At 71.4% G+C, this 25,464-nt stretch carries 21 protein-coding genes, 1 tRNA gene and 2 pseudogenes; 15 read left to right on the top strand and 9 right to left on the bottom strand.

What is annotated here, in order from left to right:
• Nucleotides 1-82: 82 nt before the first annotated feature.
• The 3 genes and pseudogenes from repSA to ACFPIH_RS04225 form a co-directional block, all read left to right on the top strand.
• Nucleotides 83-1,489, top strand: a pseudogene (gene repSA / locus ACFPIH_RS04235) (replication initiator protein RepSA); the annotation flags it as partial.
• A gap of 7 nt (nucleotides 1,490-1,496) precedes the next feature.
• Nucleotides 1,497-1,685 (top strand): helix-turn-helix domain-containing protein, encoded by a 189-nt coding sequence (locus tag ACFPIH_RS04230; RefSeq protein WP_351739109.1) that lies wholly within the window; start codon nucleotides 1,497-1,499, stop codon nucleotides 1,683-1,685.
• Nucleotides 1,685-2,845, top strand: a complete 1,161-nt coding sequence (locus ACFPIH_RS04225; protein WP_381168282.1) for a site-specific integrase — start codon at nucleotides 1,685-1,687, stop codon at nucleotides 2,843-2,845. Before ACFPIH_RS04230 ends, ACFPIH_RS04225 begins: the two co-directional genes overlap by 1 nt.
• A gap of 68 nt (nucleotides 2,846-2,913) precedes the next feature.
• Here ACFPIH_RS04225 and ACFPIH_RS04220 read toward each other — a convergent pair.
• A tRNA-Arg gene (locus ACFPIH_RS04220) sits at nucleotides 2,914-2,989 on the bottom strand.
• Nucleotides 2,990-3,083: 94 nt separating this feature from the next.
• Between ACFPIH_RS04220 and ACFPIH_RS04215 the strand changes: the two are divergent.
• From ACFPIH_RS04215 to ACFPIH_RS04205, 3 genes and pseudogenes are all read left to right on the top strand, one after another.
• A pseudogene (locus ACFPIH_RS04215) lies at nucleotides 3,084-3,512 on the top strand (SDR family NAD(P)-dependent oxidoreductase); the annotation flags it as partial.
• Nucleotides 3,513-3,585: 73 nt separating this feature from the next.
• A complete protein-coding gene (locus tag ACFPIH_RS04210) occupies nucleotides 3,586-3,807 on the top strand; it encodes a hypothetical protein (protein ID WP_381168280.1) in 222 nt (73 codons plus the stop codon).
• Nucleotides 3,808-4,033: 226 nt separating this feature from the next.
• Nucleotides 4,034-5,182, top strand: a complete 1,149-nt coding sequence (locus ACFPIH_RS04205) for a N(5)-(carboxyethyl)ornithine synthase (protein WP_381168278.1) — start codon at nucleotides 4,034-4,036, stop codon at nucleotides 5,180-5,182.
• A 28-nt stretch (nucleotides 5,183-5,210) separates the two neighbouring features.
• Here the strand turns inward: ACFPIH_RS04205 and ACFPIH_RS04200 are convergent, their stop codons facing one another.
• Both ACFPIH_RS04200 and ACFPIH_RS04195 read right to left on the bottom strand, forming a co-directional pair.
• A complete protein-coding gene (locus ACFPIH_RS04200) occupies nucleotides 5,211-5,693 on the bottom strand; it encodes a hypothetical protein (protein ID WP_381168276.1) in 483 nt (160 codons plus the stop codon).
• A gap of 71 nt (nucleotides 5,694-5,764) precedes the next feature.
• Nucleotides 5,765-6,691, bottom strand: a complete 927-nt coding sequence (locus ACFPIH_RS04195) for an NAD(P)-dependent oxidoreductase (RefSeq protein WP_381168505.1) — start codon at nucleotides 6,689-6,691, stop codon at nucleotides 5,765-5,767.
• 148 nt (nucleotides 6,692-6,839) lie between these two features.
• Between ACFPIH_RS04195 and ACFPIH_RS04190 the strand changes: the two genes are divergently transcribed.
• From ACFPIH_RS04190 to bla, 4 genes are all read left to right on the top strand, one after another.
• Nucleotides 6,840-7,457, top strand: coding sequence for a TetR/AcrR family transcriptional regulator (locus tag ACFPIH_RS04190; protein ID WP_381168274.1), 618 nt, complete (start codon nucleotides 6,840-6,842; stop codon nucleotides 7,455-7,457).
• 147 nt (nucleotides 7,458-7,604) lie between these two features.
• Nucleotides 7,605-8,246: an RNA polymerase sigma factor gene (locus ACFPIH_RS04185; RefSeq protein ID WP_381168272.1), complete on the top strand. Its 642-nt coding sequence runs from the start codon at nucleotides 7,605-7,607 to the stop codon at nucleotides 8,244-8,246.
• On the top strand, nucleotides 8,243-9,457 hold the full coding sequence (locus ACFPIH_RS04180; protein ID WP_381168270.1) for a CU044_5270 family protein: 1,215 nt from the start codon (nucleotides 8,243-8,245) through the stop codon (nucleotides 9,455-9,457). The genes ACFPIH_RS04185 and ACFPIH_RS04180 overlap by 4 nt, the downstream gene beginning before the upstream one ends.
• Nucleotides 9,458-9,603: 146 nt before the next feature.
• Nucleotides 9,604-10,560, top strand: coding sequence for a class A beta-lactamase (gene bla / locus ACFPIH_RS04175; protein ID WP_381168268.1), 957 nt, complete (start codon nucleotides 9,604-9,606; stop codon nucleotides 10,558-10,560).
• A 15-nt stretch (nucleotides 10,561-10,575) separates the two neighbouring features.
• Here the strand turns inward: bla and ACFPIH_RS04170 are convergent, their stop codons facing one another.
• The 3 genes from ACFPIH_RS04170 to ACFPIH_RS04160 form a co-directional block, all read right to left on the bottom strand.
• Nucleotides 10,576-11,214 carry a hypothetical protein gene (locus tag ACFPIH_RS04170; protein WP_381168266.1) on the bottom strand — a complete coding sequence of 213 codons (639 nt, stop codon included), beginning with the start codon at nucleotides 11,212-11,214 and terminating at the stop codon, nucleotides 10,576-10,578.
• The gene (locus ACFPIH_RS04165) at nucleotides 11,211-12,761 is read right to left on the bottom strand and encodes a sensor histidine kinase (RefSeq protein ID WP_381168503.1); all 1,551 of its coding nucleotides are present in this window, start codon (nucleotides 12,759-12,761) and stop codon (nucleotides 11,211-11,213) included. The genes ACFPIH_RS04170 and ACFPIH_RS04165 overlap by 4 nt, the downstream gene beginning before the upstream one ends.
• Before the next feature lie 497 nt (nucleotides 12,762-13,258).
• Nucleotides 13,259-13,951 (bottom strand): response regulator, encoded by a 693-nt coding sequence (locus ACFPIH_RS04160; protein ID WP_381168264.1) that lies wholly within the window; start codon nucleotides 13,949-13,951, stop codon nucleotides 13,259-13,261.
• An 86-nt stretch (nucleotides 13,952-14,037) separates the two neighbouring features.
• Here ACFPIH_RS04160 and ACFPIH_RS04155 point away from each other — a divergent pair, with 86 nt between their 5' ends.
• Together ACFPIH_RS04155 and ACFPIH_RS04150 are read left to right on the top strand one after the other, a co-directional pair.
• The gene (locus tag ACFPIH_RS04155) at nucleotides 14,038-15,024 is read left to right on the top strand and encodes a DUF3152 domain-containing protein (RefSeq protein WP_381168262.1); all 987 of its coding nucleotides are present in this window, start codon (nucleotides 14,038-14,040) and stop codon (nucleotides 15,022-15,024) included.
• Between the two features lie 49 nt (nucleotides 15,025-15,073).
• Entirely contained in the window at nucleotides 15,074-18,472 is a 3,399-nt protein-coding gene (locus ACFPIH_RS04150; protein WP_381168260.1) for a S8 family serine peptidase, read from the top strand.
• 40 nt (nucleotides 18,473-18,512) lie between these two features.
• On the opposite strand, the gene ACFPIH_RS04145 is transcribed toward ACFPIH_RS04150, so the two are convergent.
• Both ACFPIH_RS04145 and ACFPIH_RS04140 read right to left on the bottom strand, forming a co-directional pair.
• Complete coding sequence (locus ACFPIH_RS04145; protein ID WP_381168258.1) at nucleotides 18,513-20,093, bottom strand: IclR family transcriptional regulator domain-containing protein; 1,581 nt, start codon at nucleotides 20,091-20,093, stop codon at nucleotides 18,513-18,515.
• A gap of 60 nt (nucleotides 20,094-20,153) precedes the next feature.
• The gene (locus ACFPIH_RS04140; RefSeq protein WP_381168256.1) at nucleotides 20,154-21,479 is read right to left on the bottom strand and encodes a M6 family metalloprotease domain-containing protein; all 1,326 of its coding nucleotides are present in this window, start codon (nucleotides 21,477-21,479) and stop codon (nucleotides 20,154-20,156) included.
• A gap of 293 nt (nucleotides 21,480-21,772) precedes the next feature.
• Between ACFPIH_RS04140 and ACFPIH_RS04135 the strand changes: the two genes are divergently transcribed.
• Together ACFPIH_RS04135 and ACFPIH_RS04130 are read left to right on the top strand one after the other, a co-directional pair.
• Nucleotides 21,773-22,423 carry a TetR/AcrR family transcriptional regulator gene (locus tag ACFPIH_RS04135; protein WP_381168254.1) on the top strand — a complete coding sequence of 217 codons (651 nt, stop codon included), beginning with the start codon at nucleotides 21,773-21,775 and terminating at the stop codon, nucleotides 22,421-22,423.
• An 85-nt stretch (nucleotides 22,424-22,508) separates the two neighbouring features.
• Nucleotides 22,509-24,026 carry an MFS transporter gene (locus tag ACFPIH_RS04130; protein WP_381168252.1) on the top strand — a complete coding sequence of 506 codons (1,518 nt, stop codon included), beginning with the start codon at nucleotides 22,509-22,511 and terminating at the stop codon, nucleotides 24,024-24,026.
• Between the two features lie 19 nt (nucleotides 24,027-24,045).
• On the opposite strand, the gene ACFPIH_RS04125 is transcribed toward ACFPIH_RS04130, so the two are convergent.
• A complete protein-coding gene (locus tag ACFPIH_RS04125; RefSeq protein WP_381168250.1) occupies nucleotides 24,046-24,540 on the bottom strand; it encodes a MarR family winged helix-turn-helix transcriptional regulator in 495 nt (164 codons plus the stop codon).
• 120 nt (nucleotides 24,541-24,660) lie between these two features.
• Here ACFPIH_RS04125 and ACFPIH_RS04120 point away from each other — a divergent pair, with 120 nt between their 5' ends.
• A complete protein-coding gene (locus ACFPIH_RS04120) occupies nucleotides 24,661-25,464 on the top strand; it encodes a dioxygenase family protein (protein WP_381168248.1) in 804 nt (267 codons plus the stop codon).

Here is a 25,464-nt window from a genome sequence, read left to right as displayed (position 1 = left end):
GGGCGGCCTCGATACCGCCAAGCATCCGCCGCCCGGGAGCCGTCCCCACCGATCGATCTCACAGCCGGAAGGAACCCCCAGCATGGCCCACCGGGCCTCACCCGCGACACAGAAGACGCACCCGCCCGCCCCACCGCTCGACCCGACCACCCTCCGGGACATCCTCCGCGTGGCCTCGGCCTCCGACTACACCCGCTGGGAAGACCAGATCCGCCGCACCGGCGGCTGCTCCGACCCGATCCACCTCACCGGCTGGACCCTCACCAAGGACAAGACAACCGGCGAGACCCTGCACCACTACTCCACAGCCAACGAACCGGGCGGACGCCTGCGCCTCGCCTGCGGCAACCGCCGCGCATCCCGCTGTCCCTCCTGCGCCTGGACCTACGCGGGCGACACCTACCACCTGATCCGCGCCGGCCTCGCCGGAGACGACCGCCGAGACATCCCCGCGGCTGTCCGCGACCACCCGCGCGTCTTCGCCACCCTCACCGCACCCTCCTTCGGCCCGGTCCACAACCGCCCTGACCACGGAACCTGCCGCTGCGGCACCCCACACACCCCCGACGCCCCCGAACTGGGCAGAGCCCTCGACCCGGACACCTACGACTACGCGGGCGCCGTTCTCTTCAACAACCACGCCGGACAGCTCTGGCAGCGCTTCACCACCCGCCTCCGCCGCGAACTCGCCGCCCGCGCCGGCCTGCCCCGCCGCGAACTCGCCGACCACCTCCGCGTCTCGTACGGCAAGGTCGCCGAGTTCCAGAAGCGCGGCGCCCTGCACTTCCACGCCGTCGTACGCCTCGACGGCCCCGACGGACCCGGCACACCGCCGCCCGCCTGGGCCACGGTCGACCTGCTCACGGACGCGATACGTGCCGCCGCCGCGCACTCGTACACGTCCGTCTCGGTCCCGGCTGCCGACGACCAACCCGCCCGGACGTTCCGATGGGGCCGACAGCTCGACGTCCGCCCGGTCAAGGCCTTCGGCGACGGCTCCGACATCACCGAACAGGCCGTTGCCTCGTACGTGGCCAAGTACGCCACCAAAGCCGCTGAGAACACCGGCACCCTGGACCGCCGCATCGGCGAACTCTCCGAACTCGACCGCCACCAGGTTCCCGAGCACACCCGGCGCCTCATCACCGCATGCCGCGACCTGGACGCCCTCTACCCGGACCGGCGCCTGTGGGCCTGGGCGCACATGCTCGGCTTCCGCGGGCACTTCTCGTCCAAGTCGCGCACCTACTCCACCACCCTCGGCGCCCTCCGCCAGGAACGCGCCGACTACCGCGCCGCACAAGAGGCTTCCGTCCTCGGCCTCGACGACCGCGAGCCGGACACCGTCCTCGTCCTGACCGACTGGCAGTACGCCGGCCACGGCCACACCCCGGGGGAAGCCGCCCTCGCCGCGACCATCGCCCGCGACCTCCAGACCAACCGCGAGACCGCCCGCGACGCCTTGCGCGAAAGCTCACCGAGGAGGGGCCCGCAGCATGACCACCGCCACCGCCGAACTTCTGACCGTGCCCGAGGTCATGGCCCGGCTCAAGCTCGGACGCTCCAAGGTTTACGACCTGATCCGGTCGCACCGCCTCGTCTCGATCAAGATCGACGGCGCCCGTCGGATCCCTGTTGACGCCGTCCGGGACTTCGTCCTCGGTCAGTTGGAGGAGGCAGCCTGATGGCCACTCAGCGCAAGCGCAACCCGAACGGCGCCGGCACCATCACCAAGCGCAAGGACGGCCGCTATCAGTGCGCCGTCTACGTGCTCCAGCCGGACGGCACCCGGGCCCGCAAGTTCGCCTACGGCAAGACCTGGGCCGAGTGCGACGCCAAGCGCCGTGAGCTGCTGGACAAGGTGGACCAGGGCGTTCCCGTGCCCACCAAGTCGGCCAAGCTTTCCGAGTGGCTGCCGTACTGGCTGGACAACGTCATCAAGCCCCGGCGGAAGCTCAGCACCTTCGACAAGTACGAGTCGCACGTCCGGCTCTACCTGGTGCCGCTCCTCGGTACCAAGCGGCTCGAATCCCTTGGCGTCGCCGACGTCCGCCGGTTCCTCGTCCGCCTGGAGAAGGAGACGACCGCCGCAACCGCCAAGGAATCGCACCGGGTTCTGCGCTCGGCGCTGACCTCGGCCTGCCGGGAGGAACTGATCACGCGCAACGTCGCCAAGCTCGTCGAGCCGCCCCGCACGGATACGCCCGAGCTGCATCCGTGGACTCTGGACGAGACCCTTGATTTCCTCGCGGCGTCCCGGAAGGACCCGCTCTATGCGGCCTTCGTCCTCGCCATCGCCATGGGCCTCCGCCGGGGAGAGATCGTCGGTCTCCGGTGGTCGGACCTCGACCTGGACAACCGGGTCCTCTACGTCCGCCACCAGGTCCAGCGCCGCCGTGGCGTCCTGTACGACGACGACCCCAAGAGCCGCCGTCGCCGGGCCGTACCGCTCCCCGCCCTCTGCATCGCACCCCTGCGCTGGCACCGCATGAGGCAGACGGATGCTCGCGCCAAGGCTGGGGAGAAGTGGAAGGGCTCGGACTACGTCTTCGCCACCCGCACCGGCCGCCCCGTCGAGCCGCGCAACCTCTACCGCTCCTTCACCCGCGTCGCCCAGTCCGCCGGCCTCCGCGTCATCCGGCTCCACGATGCACGCCACGGCACCGCCACCCTCCTCACGGCGGCAGGGGCCGCGCCCCGCGTTGTGATGGAGATCCTCGGGCACTCCCAGATCAGCATCACCATGGACGTCTACACGCACGTCGTGCAGGACACCCAGCGCGAAGCCATGAGCCACATGGACCGGCTGCTGAGGAACAGGAAGAGGCGCCCCGGCCGTGAGTGACCGCCCCCGTTGATGTCAAAAGTAGATGTCAAAGGCCCCGGACCATGATCAGTCCGGGGCCTTTTGCCTGGTGCCCCCGGCAGGATTCGAACCTGCGACACCCGCTTTAGGAGAGCGGTGCTCTATCCCCTGAGCTACGAAGGCAAGCCCGCTGGTCAGTAGTGGTGTCTAGCCCTCCACAGTGTTGCTTGGGCAGACAGCGCGACGTACCAACGATCGACCAGGGACAGCGTAGCGGATGTGTGCCGGTGAAGGTCGTCTGTATGGGGGCGGGGGAGTGGGATGGCCCGCAGGCGCGCCTGTGACCTGCTGTCATGAAGATGACCGGCAATACCGTCCTGATCACCGGCGGCACCTCGGGCATCGGCTCGGTCTCGCTCTGCGTCTGCGCGAGGCCGGTAACAAGGTGGTCGTCGCCGGGCGGCGCGAGGAGCTTCTCGACGAGATCACGGCCGAGGACCCGAGCACCCGAGCACCCGAGCACCCGGGCATCGAGGCGCTAGTCCTCGACGTCACGGGCCCCGTGTCGATCGCCCGGGCCCGGGAAGCGGTGGTGTCCGCCCACCCGGAGCTGAACGTCCTGGTCAACAACGCCGGCATCATGCTGCGGGGGGACCTTCTCGACCCGGCCTCGCTCCCTGTCGCCGAGGATCACGTCACGGTCAACCTGCTCGGCACGATCCGGATGACGTACGCCGTCCTGCCTGCCGCTGCTGGTGGGCAAGGACGACGCGGTCGTCATGAACGTCACCTCCGCGCTGGCGTTCGTGCCGCTGCCGGTCGCCCCGACCTGCAACGCGACCAAGGCCGCCCTGTACTCCTTCTCCGAGAGCCCGCGCGTGCAGCTCGCGGGCGCCGACGCCGGCGTCCAGGTGATCGAGGTGGCGCCGCTGGGTGTGTGCACCACCCTGCTGGGCCGGCATGGACGACTTCCTCACCGAGACCCTCGGCCTCCTGCGTGAGCAGCCCGATGCCAAGGAACTCGTCGTCGACCTCCGTCCGAGATCGTCGAGTGCACGGACGTCATCGCCCGTCCGGGGCCACAGAGGGGCGCGTCCCCGTGGCCGGGACGGGAGTACCGTGGCGGTTACCGAGCGCACCTCGCACGCCGTCATCCGTTTCGGCGTCGCCCTCGGGGAACGGCAATGCCGGAGCACCTCGTGCCCGGTCGGAAATGAGCCGCCCCACATGAGCCTGATGAGTCTCGGAGTACTCGCCTCCTCCCGCAAGGAGAACGAGTTCCGTCTTCCGCTGCACCCCCGCCACCTCGACCGGGTCGCGCCGGACGTACGCGAGAGGATCTTCCTCGAACAGGGCTACGGCCAACGGTTCGGCATCGCCGACGACGCGCTGCGACCACTCGTGGCCGGCCTGCGCTCCCGAGAGCAGCTCATCGCCGAGTGCGACGTCCTGCTGCTGCCCAAACCGATGCACGACGACATCGCCGAGCTGCGCGAGGGCCAGGTGCTGTGGGGATGGCCGCACTGCGTGCAGGACGAGAAGATGACGCAGATCGGCATCGACCGACGGCTGACCCTGATCGCCTGGGAGGCCATGAACCACTGGACCTCCACGGGCGCCTTCAGCGTCCATGTGTTCCACAAGAACAACGAGCTCGCCGGCTACTGCTCGGTGCTGCACGCCCTCCAGCTCGGCGGGCTGACCGGCAGCTACGGGCGCCGCATGCGCGCGGTGGTCATCAGCTTCGGTGCCACGGCGCGCGGAGCGGTCACGGGCCTGGGCGCCATGGGGGTCACCGACGTCACGGTGCTCACCCAGCGCGCCGCCGCGGCGGTGGCCTCACCGATGCCCTCGGTCGTGATGGCCCACTTCGAGGAGCAGGAGGACGATCCGTCGCGCCTGCGGGCAGTCACCGCGGCCGGTTCCATGCCGCTGGCGGAGTATCTGGCCGGGTTCGACATCATCGTCAACTGCGTCCTGCAGGACACCGACGCGCCGCTCACCTTCGTCACCTATGACGAACTCGCCCTGTTCCGGCCGGGAACCTTCTTCATCGACGTCGCCTGCGACGAGGGCATGGGCTTCGCATGGGCCCGTCCGACCACCTTCGGCGAGCCCATGTACACGGTGGGGCCGGGCTGCCACTACTACGCGGTGGACCACAGCCCGTCCCACCTGTGGAACTCCGCCACCTGGGAAATCAGCGAGGCGCTCCTTCCCTATCTGCGCAAGGTCATGAGCGGCCCGGCGGCATGGGACCGCGACGTCACGGTCAGAAAGGCCATCGAGATCCGCGACGGTGTCGTCCAGAACCCGAAGATCCTCTCCTTCCAGCACCGCTCGGCCGCCTATCCCCACCAGCAGCTGACGCCCTGAGCACGCAACGCGCGCGCGTGTGTGTGGGTCAGAGACCGGAGGGCCGGCCGTCCACGATCGCGGCGACCGTTTCGTCGTATGCCGTGAGGACGCCCAGGAATCTGGTCCTGCCCCACAGCACCAGCCCCAGAGCGGCGACGAACGCGGCCGTCACATGCACAGCCCCCAGGGGATCCCGGCCCGGCAGCGCGCTCAGCGCCGACCGGTCCCCGCCGGCCCACGCCCGCGCCGCCTCGGCGACGGCGAACTCGTAGTGGGGAGGGGCGGCGGTGGCGACCTCGTCGGCGTGCTCGACCAGCTGGCCGGTCGTCCACCGCGTGCCCGTCACCTCGATGATGCTGACGGTGGAGTGCAGCAGGCCGTTCAGGACGGCGTACATCTCCTGCCACGCGACCGCGTCCAGGCCGGTCAGAGCGTCCCGCACCGCGATGGCGTCTCGGTCCGCGTAGCCGCGGACGACGTCCACGGCGCGGCAGCCGGGCCCGGGGGGCTTCTGCGCTCCATCGCTCATGCGGCTCACGCTATTCGCGGCGGACGGGCCGGGAATCGGTCTCGCGACGCAGCGCGCCTCGGAACAAAGCACTAGGACCAATGCCGCACAGGCTCCACAGGCTCCATGGGCTCCACAGGTTGTGCAGGGCCGGTCCGGGCCTCCAGCGCGTGCAGGACGGCCACCATGTCCTCACCGCCGTGGCCCTGTTCGACGGTCTCGCCGAAGAGGGTGTGGCAGAGGTCCAGGAGCGGGGAGGCCAGGGAGGCCTTGCGGGCGGCCTCCGCGATCAGCCGGTTGTTCTTCAGGACGTCCGCGGCGGCCGCCTGGACGGCGAAGTCGCGGGCGAGCAGCTTCGGTGCCTTCACCCGGGAGACGGCGCTGGCCATCGGGCCCGCGTCCAGGACGTCCCGGAGCAGCCGCTGGTCGAGTCCGTGCCGGTCGGCGAAGTGGAACGCCTCGGTCAGCCCGGTGACCATCGTGATCAGGAACAGGTTCACCGCGAACTTCATCAGCAGCGCGTCCGGGACCGGGCCGCACCCGAACGTCTCGCGGCACATGGGCGCGAGCAGGGGTCGTACGGCGGCCACGGCGTCGTCGTCCCCCGCGAGCATCGCCACCAGCTCACCCTGTTCCGCGGGGACCCGGGATCCGGATACCGGAGCCTCGGCATACCTCCCGCCCGCCGCCCTCACGGCGTCCTGAAGGCCCCTCGAGTACTCCGGCGACGTCGTGCCCATGTGGACGACGGTGTGTCCGGCGACGCGTGCGGCGAAGTCCGGGGTGCCGCGCGCCAGGACCGCGTCGACGGCGGTCTCGTCGGCCAGCATGAGGAGCACGGTCCCCGCCCGCTCGAAGACCTCGGCGGGACCGGCGGCGACCTCGGCACCGGCGGCGCGCAGCGGATCGCACCGGGCCGGGGTGCGGTTCCAGACGACGAGCGGCGTCCCCGCGCGGGCGAGGTTGAGCGCCATGGGCTGCCCCATGACCCCCAGGCCGACGAAACCCACGTACGCCACGATGCACCGCCGTATCAGCTGTATCCGCCGCCACTGGCTATGACGGCGGTCATAGTAGTCCACTTTATGACGGTGGTCATAGGGTGGACTCCGGTCAGGGCAGGTCAAGGCAGGGCAGGGCAGGCTGGAACCGTGGTGGAGGTCGGGGATGACGGCGGCGGAGACGTCCGGGAAGGCGACGGTACGGGGGCCGCGCGAGCGGATGGTCTTCAGTGCGGCCCAGCTCATCCGGCGCGACGGGGTCGCCGCCACGGGTATGCGTGAGGTCGCCGTCCACGCCGGAGCGCCGCGCGGGTCGCTCCAGCACTACTTCCCCGGTGGCAAGGAGCAGCTCGTCAACGAGGCCGTCGGCTGGGCCGGCCGGTACGCGGGCGACCGGGTCGCCCGCTTCCTGACCGCGCTGCCCGAGCCGACGCCCGGTGGGCTGTTCGCCGAGATGGTGCGCCAGTGGACCGACGAGTACGAGGCCGGCGGCTTCGCAGGCGGCTGCCCCGTGGCCGCCGCCACGGTGGACTGCGCGCAGTCCACCGCGTCCACACGGGAGGCCGTGGCCGCCGCGTTCGCCACCTGGACCGGGCCGGTCGCCCGGGCCCTGGTGGACATGGGTGTGCCGGAGGAGCGGGCCGGCGCGCTCGCCACGCTCATGATCAGCGCCCTGGAGGGGGCGATCCTCCTCGCCCGCGCCGAGCGGGACGTACGGCCCCTGACGACCGTGTCCCGGGAACTCGGCCCTCTCCTCGACGCCGCCGCGAACCGGCGTGACTGACACGACGTCTTCACCCTCCTCTCGCCCGACGCTCTCGCCCGACGCTTCTCGCCCGACGCCTCGGCGCGCGGATTTTTTTGGGCGGGCTGTAAGAAGTGGGCCGCTGCGCGCATTGCTTGGTGAGACAGCCGATATGAGGGGACGCGCGTGACGCAGGCCCAACGTTTCAGGGACATCTATGAGGAGTGCTATCCGCGCGTCCTCGCCTACACCACGAGTCTCGTGGGACGGCAGACAGGGGAGGACATCACCAGCGAGACGTTCACCGTCGCCTGGCGGCGGGTGCGGGACATTCCGCAGCCCGCGTTGCCCTGGCTGCTGGGCGTGGCCCGCAACCTGGTGCGCGAGCTGCGCCGCCGGGACAGCTACCAGTACGCCCTCGCCGCCGAGGAGGCACGGCTCGTCAGCAGCGGTGCCCGGAGCGGGGACGGCGATGTCGCGGCCGACGTGACCGACCGGGACGCCGCGCTGAAGGCCCTGGCGGGCCTGTCCGACGCCGACCGGGAACTGCTGACGCTCATCGCCTGGCACGGGCTGAGCGCCAAGCAGGCCGCACGGGTGCTCGGGTGCACCACCGCGACGGTGACCGTCCGGCTGCACCGGGCCCGCCGCCGGCTGGAGAAGGCCCTGGGGGCGGTGGACCTGGACACGGCGACGACGGTCGTACCCGAGGTGGTGCCCATACGGCGGACCGCTCCCGGGCGGCAGCCGACGTCCGCGTCATCCCCACCCACCCTGAACCGCACGGACCGCACCGACCGCACAGACCACAGAGGAGCCATCGCGTGAAGAAGATCCAGGAGCGGGCCGGACGCCCCGACGTCATGAAGCTGCTCGCCGACGCGCGGCCCGAGGCGTTGGACCCCGCCCTGCTGGCGGACGCCCCGCGGCAGCGTACGGATCTGGCCCGCATTCTGGCGGGGGGAACCGAGGGGCAGGGCCGGCTCCGGGTGGTGCGGCCGTTCTGGGCAGGGATGGTGCGTCCGCTCGGGGCGGCCGTGGCGCTGACCGCCGTCGCGGCCACCGTCGTCGTCGTGAGCAGCGCCGACTCGCAGACGCCGTCCGGGGGCGCGGGGACGCGTTCGCAGGCGTCCTCCGGCGACCCCGCAGTACCGGGCGGCCGGCTCGAACTGCTCGCCGCGGCGAAGAAGGCGGAGACCTCGCCCGCGGAGGGAACGTACTGGCAGACCGCCACGCGTTCGGACAGCGTGGACGTCGTCGGGAAGGAGGGTGCGCTCTTCGCCGTGAACACCACCTCGAAGGCGGAGTGGTCGGTGGGCGTACGGCCGGGGACGCAGAGCCTGATGGTGACCGGTATCGACGGTGCCACCGCGCCCCGTACCGCCGCCGACAAGGCCCGCTGGCAGGCCGCGGGCTCGCCCGCCTCGCTCCAGGCGCCGGGCGGTGAAGGGGCCGGGAAGGGCACGCTGGAGATCGTCATCGGGTCCCAGGGGCGGCCGCTGGTCATGGAGACGAACAGCGACGAAAAGATCTACTCCCTCGGCCCGCGCAATGTCTCCTACGACGATCTGCGCGAACTTCCCTCGAAGAGCGACGAGTTGAGTGCGTACCTCAAGGCCCTGTACGCCGAGGACAGCGGTGCCGAGACCGCTTCCGGGCAGACCGCCTGGATGCTGCGCCGGGCCGCCGACCTCGTCACCATGCCCGTGAAGCCCGCCGTCCGAGCGGCTGCGTACCGGGTGATGGCGGATCTGCCCGGTGTCCGGGTGCTGGCCCGGGCCACCGACCCGCTGGGGCGCGAGGGTGTCGCCGTCGTGGCGCCCGGCACGGTGCGGACCTTGCTGGGCAGTGTGGAGCAGCGGCTGGTCGTGGACCCGTCCACCGGCGAGATGCTCTGCGAGCAGGACATCCTCGTCGAGCCCTCGGCGCGGGCCGAGGAAGCGGGGCTCAAGGCCGGCACGACCGTGAACTACCAGGCCACGACCGGGATGAGCTGGGGCGAGCAGCAGATCACGGTGCCGGCGAACGCCCAGCGCTAGACCGAGGCAGCCCGACGGCGAGTCGAAACTGATCCTTCGTCGGTCGCGTCCTGATCATTGGAAGTCGGAAGACCGATCAAGACGCGACCGACGAAGGACGAACGAGCGCAATGAACGCAATAAACGTAATAAACGCAATGAGCGCAATGAACCAGACCAACCCTCGCCGCCGCACATTACTCACCGTCCTCGGTGCCGGAGCCGCCCTCGCCGCCGCCACACCGGCCGCCTCGGCGCAGGCCGCCTCCGCCTCCGCCTCCGCCTCCGCCTCCGCCTCCTCCGCCTCCTCCTCCGCCGGGACTGAACTCTCAGGGCAGTTGAGCGACCTGGAGCGGGAGCACTCCGCACGGCTCGGCGTCTTCGCGTACGACACGGCCACGGGCCGGAGCGTGACATACCGCGCGGACGAGCGGTTCCCCCTCTGCTCCGTGTTCAAGAGCCTCGCCGCCGGGGCCGTACTGAGGGACCTCGACCGCGACGGCGAGTACCTCGCCCGGCGGATCCACTACACCAGGGAGTACGTCACCGCGGCGGGCTACATCCCGGTCACGGGCACGGACGAGAACATCGCAGGCGGCCTGACCGTCGAGGAGTTGTGCGCGGCGGCCGTCTCCCACAGCGACAACGGCGCGGCGAACCTCCTCCTGCGCGAGCTGGGCGGACCGACCGCGGTCACCCGGTTCTGCCGCTCGCTCGGTGACGGGCTGACCCGGCTCGACCGGTGGGAACCCGACCTGAACTCGGCGGAACCCTGGCGGGAGACCGACATCACCAGCCCCCGCGCCATCGGACGGACCTACGGCCGGCTCCTCCTCGGCGGCGCACTGGCCGACGCGGACCGGGAACGGCTGACCGGCTGGCTCGTCGCCAACACCACCAACATCGCGCGCTTCCGCGCCGGCCTGCCCGCCGACTGGGTCCTCGCGGACAAGACCGGGGGCGGGTCGGCGTACGGCGTCGCCAACGACGTGGGCGTCGTCTGGCCGCCGCGGCGACCGCCTCTCGTCCTGGCCGTGCTGTCCACCAAGTACGACCCCGCGGGGCCCACGGACAACCCGCTGGTCGCCCGGGCCGCCGAGCTGGTGGCGGCCCGGCTCACCTGAACAGCCCCGCGGCCGTCACAGTCGGGGGCAGTCCTTGTCGGTCCCGCGCTTCTGTCCGCGCTCGTGGTCGGTCAGCTCGACCGTCACCACGTCGGCCGACGGTGTGCCGACGCGGTGCGCGCCGGCGGCCGTGCAGATCAGCTGGCCGGCCGCGAGGTCGGGCAGTTCCTCCACCGGGTACGCCATGACGATGGTCACCGTGTCCTTCTTCACCGACACGTCCAACAACAGCCGCGAGGCCACCTCCGAGGTGCTGTCCGTGCCGTCCGTGGGGTCCACAGTCGCCTCCTGGTCCTCATCCGGTTGCCGGACGGCTTCGGAGGCGCGGCCGGCCTCAGCGGTCGGGGGCCGGGCCGGCTCGGCGGCCTGCTGGACAGGCAGGTTCGTGGAGATGCCGAGCGCCTCCGCGGAGGTCGGGCCGAGCAGCAGCAGGTTCAGAGCCACCTCGGGGTCTCCGGGGCTGGTGGTGATGCGCGGTACGGCGACGAGCGCGTCGCTCCGCACGAAGTAGAGCGGCGTGACGGGCCTGATCCCGCTCGCGGGACTCCCGGCCTCCACCACCCCGGTCGCGGGGATCCCGCACGAGGTGAGCGCGAGGAGCGCCGGCACCGCGAGCAACGCGATGCGGTGGTTGTTCCTCATGTTGTTCCTCATGACCAGTTCTCCTGGGACCTCTGGGACCTCTGGGACCTCTGGGACCTCTGGGACTCTTGGGATCCCTGGGATCCCTGGGACTCGGGCTCCTGGGGCTCCTGGGGCTCCTGGGGCAGATCGTCCCGCCGGAGCGGGATCCGCACGGTGAAGACGGCGCCGCCCGCCGGGTGGTTCGCCGCGCCGACGGTGCCGCCGTGCAGCCGTACGTTCTCGGCGGTGATCGAAAGGCCCAGCCCGCTGCCCTCGGAGCGGGTCCGGGCGGAGTCCGACTTGTAGAACCGCTCGAAGACATGCGGCAGTACGCCTTCGGGGATGCCGGGGCCGCTGTCCCACACCTCGATGACCGCCTCGCGGCCGGCGGGGGAAGAAGCCGGAGCGGCCGGAGCACCGGTCACGTCCAGGCGTACCCGCACCGGACGTGCCCCGTGCCGCAGCGCGTTGCCGACCAGGTTGGCGACGACCACGTCGAGACGGCGCGGGTCGACCCGGCCGCGCAGCGTGTCGGGCGGCGGCAGATACGTCTCCACGGTGTCCGACCAGCCCCGCGAGGCGAGCGTGCGGCGGACCGACTCGGCGAGGTCGATCTCGTCCAGGTGCAGCACCACCGCGCCCGCGTCGAAACGGGAGATCTCCATCAAGTCGTCCACGAGGGTGGCCAGTTTGACCGTCTCCTCGCTGATCAGCCGTACCGCCGTGGCGGTGTCCGGATCCAGCCCGGCGGCGTCCTCGTCCAGTACGTCCGTCACCGCCGACATCGCGGCCAGCGGGGTGCGCAGTTCGTGCGAGACGTCCGCGGCGAAACGGCGGGCCCTGGCCTCCATCTCGCGCAGCTCCGCCACCGACGACTCCAGCGCGGCGGCCGTCTCGTTGAACGTGTGTGACAGATCGGCGAGTTCGTCGGAGCCGTTGACCGCGAGCCGGGTGTCCAGCCGGCCCTCGGCGATGCTGCGGGTGGCGTGCCGCAGCGCCCGCACCGGCAGCAGCACGCCCCGCGCGGCGAACAGGGCCAGCACCACGGCGAGCACCAGCGCCGGCACCATGGCCCGCTCCACGGCGGTCACCAGGGCGTCGACGTAGGCCTGTTCCGTGGTCTGCGGGACGACCAGGAACACCCGGACCCCGGAAGCCGTGCCGATTCCGTCCGCGGCGGTGAAGATGACCGACATGCCGACGACCAGTGACGTACGGTCCCCGTCGCGCACCCGTTGGAACACGGTGGCCCGGCTGGAGCCGACGGCCGTGCGGACGGCGGGGGTCACCTCCTTGAAGCGGTCGCCGGGGGTGGAGACGGCGGTCAGCTCCCTGTACGTGACCAGCACGCGCCAGCTGCCCGGCGCCTCGGTGGCCGCCACGTCCTTGGCGAACTCCTGCAACGCCGACTGGTCGGGGGGGAAGTCGAGTTCGGGCGCGCGCTGGCTGACCTGCGTCCGCAGCTGTCGTATGACGGAGTCCTGGCTCTGCTGGAGCACACCGGTGCGGGCCTCCCGGAAGGTCAGCGCACCGGTCGTGGTGGCGGCGGCGACGGCCACCAGCCCGAAGGCGACCACCAGCCGGGCCCGCAGCCCACCAACCCCCAACAGCCGCCCCTTCACCACCCCACGCCCGCCCGACCGCTTCACCTTGCCCACCCGCCGCCGCCCCGCACGCGCCTCCTGCACCGGCCCACCGACGCCGGGCCGTGCCCCCTCGGTCGGCCCACCGACGCCGAACCGTGCCCCCTCGGCCGGCCCACCGACGCCGAACCGTGCCCCCTCGGCCGGCCCACCGACGCCGAACCGTGCCCCCTCGGCCGGCCCGCGAACGCCGAGCCGCGCCCCCTCGGCAGCCCTACGACGGCCCCGCCGCCCTTCCTCCGCCGGGAGGCGACCACCGAGCCGCCCCTCCTCCGCCGGGAGGCCGCCGCCACGCCGCCCCTCCTCCTCGACCCTGTGAGGGCCTGGCTGGGCCTCTCTCATCGGGCTGCCACTGTTCAGCCGCCCTCCCCTCCCCAAGTCCCCGGCGTCCAGCCGGTGTTCGTTCACCGGGTTGCCCCGCCGTCGCCCGCTCACTGGGCCGCGAAGCGGTAGCCGAAGCCGCGTACCGTGAGGATGTAGCGAGGCGCCCGGGGCGGCTCGTCCATCTTCGTGCGCAGCCGTGCGACACACGCGTCCACCAGACGGGCGTCGCCATGGTAGTCGTGCTCCCAGACCGCCTCGAGCAGTTGCTGCCGGCTGAACACCTGCCCCGGCGAGGCGGAGAGGGTCAGCAGGAGCCGCATCTCGGACGGGGCCAGGGCGACCGGCGCGCCCTTCAGCGTGACGGTCAGACCGGCCCGGTCGACGGCCAGTTCACCGTAGGTGTCGATCTTCGGCAGCCCCGCACCGGGGGGCGCCCCGCCCGCCCGCCGCAGGACGGCGCGGATGCGGGCGTCGAGCACCCGGGCGAGCACGGGCTTGACGACGTAGTCGTCCGCGCCCGCCTCCAAGCCGACAACGATGTCCACCTCATCACCCCGCGCAGTCGCCATGATGATCGGCAGCGTCTGGTCGACGTTCCGGATGGCGCGGCACACCTCGAGCCCCGGCAGGCCGGGCAGCATCAGGTCGAGGACCACGATGTCCGGCCGGAAGGACCGCAACCGGTCCAGCCCCTCCTCGCCGGTCGCGGTGGCGGCTATGTCGTGGCCCTGGCGGCGCAGGGCCAGGGCGACGCCCTCACGGACGGCACGGTCGTCTTCGATCAACAGCACACGTGGCATGCACAAAGTATCCACAGGACTGGCGTTATTCGTTCGTTATCTCGTGAGCCAGTTCCGATCACATTGTGATCACACTGTGAATCAACGTGACCGCGCACCAGGAAAAGCCCACCAACTCCCGCAGCCGCAACAGCCGTCGGAAGGGCTCCGGGCACGCCGACGAGCGGAGCCGGAGGACCCGGAAGGTCCGGCTGAGAGGTGGGCTGGTCACGCTCGCCGTCCTGGCCGCCGCCGGCTGCGGGGTGGTGGCGTGGCTGCCGTCCGCCGAGCACCGTTCCCCGACGGCGGCCGCGACCGAGGCGGGCGGCGCGGATGCCGAGCCCACCCCGTCCTCATCCCAACGCGCCGTCGAGCCAACGGAGTCGAGCCCGAGCGTCACGTCGAAGCCCGAACTCCCGGAGGAGAAGGAGGAGTTGACGGACGAGAAGGGCGAGAGGGACGAGAAGGAGGGGAAGGACGGCAACGGCTCGGGCGAAGAGCGAGAAGGGCAGCTCGACGAGTCCGACATCCCCCTCTCGGGGCCGGGAACGTTCGTCGTCGCGCCCGGCGTGAGCGAGAAGGCGGGGAAGGGAACGACCCTGCGCTACCGCGTCGAGGTGGAGACCGGGCTCCAACTGTCCGTCGGGGAGACCGCCGAGGAGGTCGAGCGCATCCTGGCCGACCCCCGCGGCTGGACGGCCGACGGGAAGTCGGGCTTCGAGCGGGTCTCCTCCGGCCCCACCGACTTCGTGGTCAAGGTCGCCACCCCGGGAACCGTGGACAAGATCTGCGGCGAGTACGGCCTCGACACCGGCGGCAGCGTCAACTGCAGCGTGGCGCAGAACGTCATGGTCAACCTCAAACGCTGGCTGCTGGCAACTCCCGTCTACGCCAAGGACGTCGAGGCCTACCGGGCCCTGATCGTCAACCACGAGGTGGGTCACTTCCTCGGCCACGGCCATGTCACCTGCCCCGGTGAGGGCAAACCGGCCCCCGCGATGATGCAGCAGATCAAGGGCATGCTCGGCTGCGCCCCCAATGTCTGGCCCTACGACGCCGAGGGCCGGCTCATCACCGGCCCGTCCGTCCCCTGACCCCGGGTTCCGATTTCCCACACCCTGTTCCGAACCATCAGGAGTTCAGATGAAGTTAAGTGCGAGACACCGGTATGCCCTCGTCGCGGCCGGAGTCGCGTCCTCGGCCCTCGTGCTGGCGGGCCTCCCGGCCGGCGGAGCGATGGCCTCCGGAGCGGCGACCGCCCCCGGCGCCGACGGTTCCACGACCGCCGCGGTGAAGACGGTGACGCTGGTAACCGGCGACCGCGTCCTGCTGGACGGCGCCGGAAAGGTCGCCGGCGTCGAGCGGGCCAAGGGCCGGGAGCGGGGCACGTTCTCGATCCGGAGCGTCGGCGACCACACCCAAGTGGTGCCCGCCGACGCGGAGTTGCTCATCGCGCAGGGCAAGCTGGACGTCCGGCTGTTCGACGTGACCCAGCTGGTGGCGGACGGCTACGACGACGCCCGCCGTACCGACGTACCGCTGATCGTCACGTTCAAGGGCAAGAAGGCGCCCTCGATGACCCCGTTCACCGGGGCCGGCGCCCGGATGGGCCGTACGCTGCCCGTCGTCAACGGCAAGTCGATGCGCCCTGCGAAGAAGCGCGCCACCGACTTCTGGGACGCCGTCACCGACGACGACGGCACCGGGTTCACCGACTCCGCGGCGGTGGAGAAGGTCTGGCTGGACGGCAGGCGCAAGGCGAGCCTCGACCAGAGCGTCCCGCAGATCGGCGCGCCGACCGCCTGGGCTGCCGGCTACGACGGCACCGGCACCAAGGTCGCCGTGCTGGACACCGGCGTCGACACCTCTCACCCCGATCTCGCCGACAGGGTGGTCGAGGCGCAGGACTTCTCCGACTCCGGGAGCACCGGCGACAAGTTCGGCCACGGCACGCACGTGGCGTCGATCACCGCCGGGTCGGGTGCCAAGTCCGGCGGCAAGTACAAGGGTGTCGCCCCGGGCGCGAAGATCCTGAACGGCAAGATCCTCGGCGACGACGGCTACGGCTACGACTCCGGGATCATCGCGGGCATGGAGTGGGCGGTGGCGCAGGGCGCCGATGTCGCCAACCTCAGCCTCGGCGGCACGGACACGCCCGGTATCGACCCGATGGAGGAGGCGGTCAACCGGCTCTCCGCCGAGTCCGACACGCTGTTCGTCGTCGCGGCCGGCAACGAGGGCGAGTTCGGGGAGGGGACCGTCGGCTCGCCCGGCAGCGCCGAAGCCGCGCTCACCGTCGGCGCGGTCGACAAGTCCGACCAGCTCGCCGACTTCTCCAGCCGCGGCCCGCGCGTCGGGGACGGCGGGGTCAAGCCCGACCTGACCGCGCCCGGCGCCGCCATCACGGCCGCCGCGGCGGCCGGCAGCGTGCTGGAGGAGGGGTTCCCCTCCGACATCCCCGGCTACCTCACCCTGGACGGTACGTCCATGGCGACCCCGCATGTCGCGGGCGCCGCCGCCATCCTCGCCCAGCAGCACCCCGACTGGACCGGCGAGCGCATCAAGGAGGTCCTCACCGCCTCCACGAAGCCGGGGACGTACAGCTCCTTCCAGCAGGGCACCGGCCGCACCGACCTGGTCCGGGCGCTGGACCAGAGCGTCGTCACCGAGCAGCAGTCGATCGGCTTCGGCGAGCAGCAGTGGCCGCACGCCGACGACAAGCCGGTCACCAAGCAGCTCACCTACAAGAACCTCGGTACGGAGCCGGTCACCCTGGACCTCTCCGTCGACGCCTACACGGTGGACGGCAAGCCCGCCGCCGAGGGCATGTTCACCGTCTCCCCACAGCGGATCACCGTCCCGGCGGGCGGCGAGGCGAGTGCCGAGGTCACGGCCGACACCCGCGCGGGCACCGCCGACGGCAGCTTCGGCGGTTCGGTGTCCGCCGTCTCCGCCGACGGCAAGGTCCAGGTGCGGACCGCTGTCGGTGTGGAGCGCGAGGTGGAGTCGTACAGCCTGACGCTGAAGCACCTCGACGAGAACGGCGCGCCGACCGGCGACGCCGTCACCTCCGTCGCGAGCTTCGTCGGCGAGTTCTACGCCGTTTACGCCGACGAGCAGGACGGCGAGCTGACGGTCCGGCTTCCGAAGAGCGACTACATCCTCAGCGGTGTGATCCACCCGAGCACCGAGTCCGACAAGCACGCCGTGCTGGTCCAGCCCAAGCTGACGCTGGACAAGGACATGACCGTCACCGTCGACGCCCGGCAGGCGAAGCCGGTGGACATCACCGTGCCGGACCCGGCGGCCCAGGCCTCCGACGCGACGGTCGCGATGGGCTTCAGCCGGGGCGAGGGCCAGAGGGACGGCTTCCTCCAGTACCTGCTGCCGACCTTCCAGGGCACGAGGGTCGGGCAGCTCGGCGGTGAGGAGCCCGTCGCCGGGCTGTACTCCCTGTACTCCGGCACCTGGAGCCGCCAGGACGAGGAGGGCCGGCCGGTCAACTACCACCTGGCCTGGAACCGTGACGGCGACATCGACGGCTTCACCGCCGAGGTCGAGCGGAAGCAGCTGGCCGAGGTCGACTTCGAGGCGGGCGAGCCGGTCGAGGGCAGGCGGGTCCAGGTCGAGGTCTCTCCCCACGGGCCCGACGACCGCCTGGTGCCCAGCTACACCGACATGCGCGGCGACCTGCCGATGCGGACCACCGAGTACATCCTCGACAACGGCGTGAAGTGGTCGGGCCGTATGTGGTCGGTCTCGGGCGAGGGCCATGACTCGGTCTTCGAGAACTTCCTGATGCGGATGCCGCGGACCTGGAAGGCCGGCCAGACCTACCACGAGCGGTTCAACGTCGGCGTGTTCGGCCCGGTCCTGAACGGTCCCGACGAGCTCGGACCGAGCCAGGGCTTCCCGGGTGTCGCCCGGCTCGGGAACACCGTCAGGGCCTATGTGCCGCTGTTCGGCGACGGCGCCGGGCACTGGGGCGAGTCCGACGTCACCTCGGTGAAGACCACGCTCACCGCGGACGGCCAGGAGATCACCGACAACTACGAGACCCCGCCGACCCTGGGCCTCACCGAGTACACCGTCCCCGCCGGGGACGCCGAGTACAAGCTGAGCGTGGACAGCTCTCGTGACCCCGCCGTGTACGCGGTCAGCACCCGCGTCCAGGCGGAGTGGACCTTCCGCTCCAGCACGACTCCCAGTACGCCCGATGCCGACTTCGCCGCGCTGCCGCTGTCGACGGTCACCTTCTCCCCGGACCTGACCCTCGCCTCCACGGCGAAGGCGGGCAAGCGCTTCGAGGTGCCGTTCACCGTCAAGGGCGCGGCGGCCGGGCAGAAGACCGCCAAGCTCGCCTTCAAGGTGTCGTACGACGAAGGCGCCACCTGGAAGCCGGTCAAGGCCGTCGGCGGCAAGCATCTGACGCTGAACCACCCGGCACAGCCGGGCTCGGTCTCCCTGCGCGCCGAACTGACCGACCGCGACGGGAACACCCTGGTCCAGACGATCGAGCGGGCGTACCTGACCACCTCCTGACGTCTCACACGTCTCACACGTCTCACACGTCTCACACGTCCTACATGAGGGGCACGCGCGCGTAGCGGCCCGCCGTACTCAGGTCGGCCTCGATCTCCGAGGCCGACCTGAGCAGTTCCGGCAGGATGTCCCGCACGCACTCCTCGGCCGTCCGGCGGGCCGTGTGCGCCGAGACGGCCGCCGCGGCGACCACCCGGCCGGTCCGGTCCCTCACCGGTACCGCGATCGACCGCAGGCCCTGCTCCAACTCCTCGTCCACCAGGGAGAACTGTCCCCCGGTCGGGTCAAGGAGGACCCGTCCCGCCGCGGTGGGACGCGCCGGGAGCCGGGTGCCCACCCGCACGTCCACGCTCATCACCCGGTGCACGGACACCCCGGCCGTGTACTGGACCTCGTCGCCGTCCTCGGTGAGCACCGCGAGGGACGCCGACTCGTGGATCCGGTCCGCCAGTTCCGCGAGGTGCGGGTCGGCGATGCGGGGGAGGGTCGTACGGGAGAGGGGCGGGAAGCCGAGGGAGAGCACCTGGGGGGTGAGGGCGAAGGTGCGGGGGAGCGCGCCGGGTGCGACCAGGCCCAGGTGTTCGTAGGTGATCAGGGCGCGGCGGGCCGTCGCCCGGGCCAGTCCGGTCGCCCGCGCCACCTCCGTCAGGGTCAGCTCGGACCGGCCCGCCCCGAACGCCGTGAGGACGGTCAGTCCGCGCGCCAGGGATTCGACGAACCCGCGGCCCAGCTCCTGCTTCGACGCGCCCGTCCAGAGGGCGAGCCCCGCGGGCGGCGGCCCCGGTTCGGGCGGGGGCGCGTGCCGCAGCTCCGTCTCCATCGCCGCCACGGCCGTCCGCAGACGGGGCAGCAGGGTGGCGGCGAGATCGGCGGCCGAGTGTCTGCTGGTGTGGCTCACCACGTTCGCCACGCACGCGATGCGCCGCCGCGCCCCCGCACGCCGTACCGGCACGGACACCGCGACCAGACCGGGCTCGATCAGCTGGTCGTCCAGCGCCCAGCCGTCCGCCGCCGCCCGCTCGGACCGTCGTACGAACTCCGCGTCATAGGCGTCGCCGGTGGTGTGCGGGGCGGGCGGTACGGCCGTGAAGGCGCGGTCCTGCGGGTCGGCCGCGCGGCGCTCGCGCCAGCGCGTCCAGTCCGCGTCCGTCCACTCGGTGGCGAACAGGGGGCCCGGCGCGGTGCGTTCGGCGGGCAGCAGATCGCCGATGCGGAAGCTGAGGGACATCGTGCGGCGGCGGGTCGCCTGGTGGATGAAGCGGATGCCGTCCCGGTCGGCGACGGCCAGGGACACCGACTCGTCGAGTTCGTCGGCGAGCGCGTCGGCCCGGGGGCCCAGCAGGTCCGGGAGACGCAGGGCGGCCAGCTGGGCGTTGCCCAGTTCCATCACCCGGGGGGTCAGGGTCGCGTCCCGGCTGCCCTCCAGGCGGACGTATCCCATCCGCGCGAGGGTCGCGGTGACCCGGTCCACGGTCGACCGGGCGAGGCCGGTGGCCCGTTCCAGCTCGCTCAGCCGCAGCGTTCCGCCGGCCTCGGTCAGCTGCCGCAGCACGGCCACGCCGCGCATCAGCGGGACGACGGCCTCCTGGGGGGCGGGCGTCGTGGAAGTCTGCGCGGGCATCGGCTCTCCGGTACGGCGGTCTGGGCAGCCCCACCGTAGTCGGGGACCGCCGGCTGTCGATCACCCGCGGGTGACCCGCACCCGGTAGTCGCCGTTCAGGTCCGCGCCCGTCACCTGGACGCGGATGCCCCGCTTGGGGTCCTGGAAGGTCTCGCCGGGGGCGAAGGGCGCGTCGGAGAGCTCCGCGTGGACGTTGGGGCTGCGGGTGCAGCCGCCGCTGTCCCGGCGGGAGTCGTGCACCGTCACCGGGCCCATCCCCGTGTCCACGGCCGCGTCGACCCGGTAGACGAGCACCCCCGGCCGGCACACCGTCTCGTCGTTGCCGCCACGCGCGCGTAGCTCGACCGCGTACCCGCTGCGGCCGTTCAGGGGGACGAAGACCAGCTTCGGGCCGCCCGTCCGCCACAGCGGGGTGAGCGGGTACTCCGTCGTCCCGCGCGCCGCCGCGCAGGCGATCTGGGAGGCGTCCAGCCAGCCCAGCTTCCACTTGTGCCAGCCGAGCAGGTCGTTGTTGGCCCCCCAGTCCTCGCTCATGATGTCCCAGTGGCCGACCGCGCCCCCGCCCTCCTGGGTGTAGAGATCGGGCAGGCCGAAGACATGGCCGTTCTCGTGGGGCAGCACGCGGTAGCCGGTGCGGCCGTAGGAGCCGGATCCGTCGTCCTGGCGGGAGTAGACGAAGGACGCGTTGGCCACGACCGCCCCGTCGGCGACCGGCGCCTCCGTGTTCCCGGCGAAGGTGACGGACAGGACCGTGTCCAGCGCCGAGGGGCCCGCGTTCGGTGTCACCAGCACGTTCAGCAGGTCGTACGCGCGGAAGTCCACCGTCGGGTCGGCGGCGGCCACGATGTCCTGGACGAGCCCGCGGTAGCCGGGGTCGAAGGGCGCCCCGCGCTCTATGCCGTACGCCCGGAACGGCTTCGGCATGCGCAGCCAGTGCCGGACCGGGGTCTGCGCGCGGTAGTCGAGCCGGCCGTAGGACGCCGTACGGAACCATTCCCCGGTCTGCGGGAAGAACTCGCGGTAGCGCTCCAGCGCGCTGCCCCGGCCCGGCGCGTCCGAGAAGTCGACCATCAGGGTGAGGGCGTGGACGGTGCCGGTGGAGCGCGCGTAGCCGGTGGAGGTCGGGAGCCCCTCGGACATCTGGACGGCCGTACCGCCGCTGATCATGCAGGGTGCGAGGGCGGAGACGCGGGGCAGTGCGATCGGACCCGCGCCCGCCTTGGTGGGGCCCGCGGCCGGGAGGAGGCGTCCGGAGCCGGCCGAGGTGCTGACCGCGAGGGTCAGCGCGGTCACGGACGCGAGGGCGGCGATGCGGCGCGGGCGTATCCTGCGGCGGAGCGGCTCGCCCGCGCGGGCCGGGTCGGTGCGCTCGGGCTGCGGCTGCATGCGGGGCCTCTCGCTCCAGGCAGCCGCCGGTCACCGGCTGCACCCTTGCGATCACCCTCCGACGGGGCGCACACGGGCGCGCGCTGGACGCGACCGATCGGGGATTACCGGGCGGTACGCGCGCGTGAAGGCTGTGGCCCAGGTCACATCGAGAAACTTTCGGATCCGGGAAATAACCGGGGACCCCTTCCCCGTTTAGCCATGTGTCCGAGTGAAACGGGGACTGCTTCCCCGGATCGCAATCAAACATCCACAAGCCTTCGTGCCAGACCTCCACAAGACGAGGAGACGCCGTGCAGACCGCGACCGCGACCCCTGTGACGCCCAAGGCGCCCCGGCCCCGGGCCGACGCCCTGCGCAACCGGGAGCGGATCGTGTGCGCCGCCCGCGAGCTGTTCGTCCTGTACGGCGCCGAGGTGCCGCTCGACGACATCGCCCGCCGGGCCGGCGTCGGCAACGCCACGGTGTACCGCAACTTCCCCGACCGCGAGGCGCTGGTCCGCGAGGTCGTCTGCTCGGTCCTGGACCGCATCGTCCAGGCCGGCCAGACCGCCCTCGCCGAGACCGGCGACGCGTTCGCGGCACTGGAGCACTTCGCGCACGTGTCCGCCGACGAGCGGTTCAGCGCGCTGTGCCCGATGATGGCGAACGCCTTCGACCAGCACCACCCCGACCTGGAGACCGCCCGCGAACGCATGGAGCGGATCATCGAGGAGGTCATGGACCGCGCCAAGGCCGCCGGACAGCTCCGGACGGACGTCGGCGTGGGCGACCTGATGATCGCGGTGGCGCAGCTCAGCCGGCCCCCGGCCGGCACCGACTGCGCGTCCATCGACCGCTTCGTCCACCGCCACCTCCAGCTGTTCCTTGACGGACTGCGCGCCCCGGCCCGCTCCACGCTGCCGGGAGCACCCATGACGATGGAGGACCTGCGCCAGGCCTGAGCGATTGGACCGCGGTACCTCAGCAGTCAGCACCTGTACTCAATACGCCTTTTTTCCGTTACGAAGTCCCGAAGTGGGTACACCCATGTCTTCTCAGACAGCACCGGACGCCAACCGCTGGAAAGCGCTGGCCTTCATCGCCATAGCGCAGCTGATGGTCGTCCTCGACGCGACCATCGTGAACATCGCGCTGCCCTCCGCCCAGACGGACCTGGGCATCTCCGACGGCAACCGGCAGTGGGTCGTCACGGCCTACGCCCTCGCCTTCGGCGGACTGCTCCTCTTCGGCGGCCGGATCGCCGACCTGTGGGGCCGCAAGCGCGCCTTCGTCACCGGTCTCGGCGGCTTCGCCGCGGCCTCCGCGCTCGGCGGCGCGGCCACCAACGAGGCGATGATGTTCGGCGCCCGCGCGCTCCAGGGCGCGTTCGGTGCGCTCCTCGCGCCCGCCGCGCTCTCCCTGCTCGCCGTGATGTTCACGGACGCCAAGGAGCGCGCCAAGGCGTTCGGCATCTACGGCGCCATCGCGGGCGGTGGCGGTGCCGTCGGTCTGATCCTCGGCGGTTTCCTCACCGAGTACCTGGACTGGCGCTGGACGTTCTTCGTGAACATCCCGTTCGCGATCGTCGCCGCGGCCGGCGCGTACTTCGTCATCCGTGAGCCCGAGGGCGGGCGCAACCGCTCCTCCCTCGACATCCCGGGTGTCATCCTGTCCACCCTCGGCCTGGTCTCCCTGGTCTACGGCTTCACCCGCGCCGAGTCCGAGGGCTGGAGCGACTCCCTGACCATCGGCATGTTCGCCGCGTCCGGCGTTCTGCTGCTCGCCTTCGTGATCGTCGAGGCCAAGGTCAAGGCCCCGCTGCTGCCCCTGCGCGTGATCACCGAGCGCAACCGCGGCGGTGTCTACCTCTCGCTCGGCCTCGCGATCATCGCGATGTTCGGTCTGTTCCTCTTCCTGACCTACTACCTCCAGGTCGTGAAGGGCTACACCCCGGTCAAGACCGGCTTCGCGTTCCTGCCGATGATCGCGGGCATGATCACCGGTTCCACCCAGATCGGCACCCGGCTGATGACCCGGGTACCCCCGCGTCTGCTGATGGGCCCGGGCTTCCTGGTCGCCGCGCTCGGCATGCTGTTCCTGACCCGTCTGGAGATCGGCTCCTCGTACGCGGCCGTGCTGCTGCCCGGGATGCTGCTGCTCGGTCTGGGCATGGGTTCGGCGTTCATGCCGGCCATGTCCCTGGCCACGTACGGCATCGAGCCGCGTGACGCCGGTGTCGCCTCCGCGATGGTCAACACCTCGCAGCAGGTGGGCGGCGCGATCGGCACCGCCCTGCTGAACACGATCGCCGCGTCCGCGACCACGTCGTACATCACCGACCACATGGGCGGCGCCGCCTCCAAGTCCCAGCAGCAGCTGGTGCAGCTGGAGGGCATGGTGCACGGCTACACCAGCGCGATCTGGTTCGCCGTCGGCATCCTGGTCGCCGCCGCCGCGATCGCCCTGACCCTGATCAACGCCGGCAAGCCCGACATGGGCGGCACGGTGACGGGCTCCGGCGAGCGCGACGGCGAGGACGTCCCGATCCCGGTGGTCGCCCACTGACGCGCGTAGCCCTGGCGGTCTAGCGCAGCCAGGGAAGATCGGCACCCGCTTCGTTCGGCTGGAGTCCCTCGGCGATGATCTGCATGATCTCGCCGAGGGACTTCTGCTGTTCGGGGGAGAGCCGGTCGAACACCGCGTTGCGTACGGCGGTGACATGGCCCGGGGCCGCACGCCCGAGGACTTCCAGCCCCTCGTCGGTGAGGACCGCGAACTGGCCCCGCTTGTCGGAGTCGCAGTCCTCGCGCCGCACCCAGCCGCTCTTCTCCAGACGGGTGATGGCGTGGGAGAGCCGGGAGCGGGTGATCTTCGCGAGCATCGCCAGCTCGGTCATCCGCAGCCGGCGGCGCGGGGCGTCGGCGAGCTTGACCAGGAGGCCGTAGTAGATGTGGGGCATCCCCGCATCCCGCTGGAGCTGGCGGTCCATGTGGTCCTCGAGGAGCATGCTCGCGTGGATGTAGGAGCGCCAGACGCGCTGCTCCTCGTCGGTGAGCCACCGGGGTTCTGCCTTCGTCATGTACTCCACTGTAAAGCCCGGCTCCTTGAAATTTAAATCATTAGGGAATATGCTGTGAGATCTTGACGTTTTATGTTTCAAGCAAAAGCAGATGATCGCTCACCGGAGGGAGTCGCCGTCATGTCCGCCGCCGCTCAGGAGCGCGCCGTCCCGCAGGAACGCATGCCCGCCCTGTACCTCAGTCATGGCGCCCCGCCGCTCGCGGACGACCCGGTCTGGCCCGGCGAACTCGCCGCCTGGTCCGCCGAACTGCCCCGCCCCAAAGCGATCCTCATGGTCTCCGCCCACTGGGAGGAAGCCCCCCTCGCCCTCGGCGCCGTCGATCCGGTCCCCCTCGTCTACGACTTCTGGGGCTTCCCCGAGCACTACTACCGGGTGACGTACGACGCACCCGGCGCACCGGAACTCGCAGCCAGCGTGCGCAAGCTCCTGCGCGCCCCCGGGATCCCCGTCCAGGACATCCCCGACCGCGGTCTCGACCACGGCGCGTACGTCCCCCTGGTAGAGATGTTCCCGGCGGCCGACGTTCCCGTCCTCCAGATCTCCATGCCGACCCTCGACCCGGTGAAGCTCATGGAGATCGGCCGCAAACTCGCCCCCCTGCGCGACGAGGGCGTCCTGATCGTCGGCTCCGGCTTCTTCACCCACAACCTCGCGGCCCTGCGACAGGGAGGGGTGCCCAGCTGGTCGGTGGAGTTCGACGACTGGGGCCGGCGCGCCATGGAGGCCCGCGACTGGGACTCCCTGCTGGACTTCCTCCACAAGGCCCCCGCCGGCCGCTACGCCCACCCGCGCACCGAGCACTTCGCCCCGCTCTTCGTGACCATGGGCGCCGCCGAGGTGTCCGGCGAACTGGATGCCCAGAGGTCGGTGATCGACGGCTTCTGGCTGGGCCTGGCGAAGCGCTCGGTCCAGTTCGGCTGA

It is taken from the genome of Streptomyces vulcanius (assembly GCF_042653945.1).
Lineage (GTDB): Bacteria > Actinomycetota > Actinomycetes > Streptomycetales > Streptomycetaceae > Streptomyces > Streptomyces mangrovi.
Note: the sequence above shows the minus strand (reverse complement) of the source record. Positions and strands in the feature narration are given on the sequence as shown.

Bases quoted from the DNA above. Each gene is read 5' to 3' on its own strand.
- ACFPIH_RS04230 (WP_351739109.1), top strand. From the start codon at position 1,497: ATGACCACCGCCACCGCCGAACTTCTGACCGTGCCCGAGGTCATGGCC.
- ACFPIH_RS04225 (WP_381168282.1), top strand. From the start codon at position 1,685: ATGGCCACTCAGCGCAAGCGCAACCCGAACGGCGCCGGCACCATCACC.
- ACFPIH_RS04210 (WP_381168280.1), top strand. From the start codon at position 3,586: ATGAACGTCACCTCCGCGCTGGCGTTCGTGCCGCTGCCGGTCGCCCCG.
- ACFPIH_RS04205 (WP_381168278.1), top strand. From the start codon at position 4,034: ATGAGCCTGATGAGTCTCGGAGTACTCGCCTCCTCCCGCAAGGAGAAC.
- ACFPIH_RS04200 (WP_381168276.1), bottom strand. From the start codon at position 5,693: ATGAGCGATGGAGCGCAGAAGCCCCCCGGGCCCGGCTGCCGCGCCGTG.
- ACFPIH_RS04190 (WP_381168274.1), top strand. From the start codon at position 6,840: ATGACGGCGGCGGAGACGTCCGGGAAGGCGACGGTACGGGGGCCGCGC.
- bla (WP_381168268.1), top strand. From the start codon at position 9,604: ATGAACCAGACCAACCCTCGCCGCCGCACATTACTCACCGTCCTCGGT.
- ACFPIH_RS04170 (WP_381168266.1), bottom strand. From the start codon at position 11,214: ATGAGGAACAACATGAGGAACAACCACCGCATCGCGTTGCTCGCGGTG.
- ACFPIH_RS04160 (WP_381168264.1), bottom strand. From the start codon at position 13,951: ATGCCACGTGTGCTGTTGATCGAAGACGACCGTGCCGTCCGTGAGGGC.
- ACFPIH_RS04150 (WP_381168260.1), top strand. From the start codon at position 15,074: ATGAAGTTAAGTGCGAGACACCGGTATGCCCTCGTCGCGGCCGGAGTC.
- ACFPIH_RS04145 (WP_381168258.1), bottom strand. From the start codon at position 20,093: ATGCCCGCGCAGACTTCCACGACGCCCGCCCCCCAGGAGGCCGTCGTC.
- ACFPIH_RS04140 (WP_381168256.1), bottom strand. From the start codon at position 21,479: ATGCAGCCGCAGCCCGAGCGCACCGACCCGGCCCGCGCGGGCGAGCCG.
- ACFPIH_RS04130 (WP_381168252.1), top strand. From the start codon at position 22,509: ATGTCTTCTCAGACAGCACCGGACGCCAACCGCTGGAAAGCGCTGGCC.
- ACFPIH_RS04125 (WP_381168250.1), bottom strand. From the start codon at position 24,540: ATGACGAAGGCAGAACCCCGGTGGCTCACCGACGAGGAGCAGCGCGTC.
- ACFPIH_RS04120 (WP_381168248.1), top strand. From the start codon at position 24,661: ATGTCCGCCGCCGCTCAGGAGCGCGCCGTCCCGCAGGAACGCATGCCC.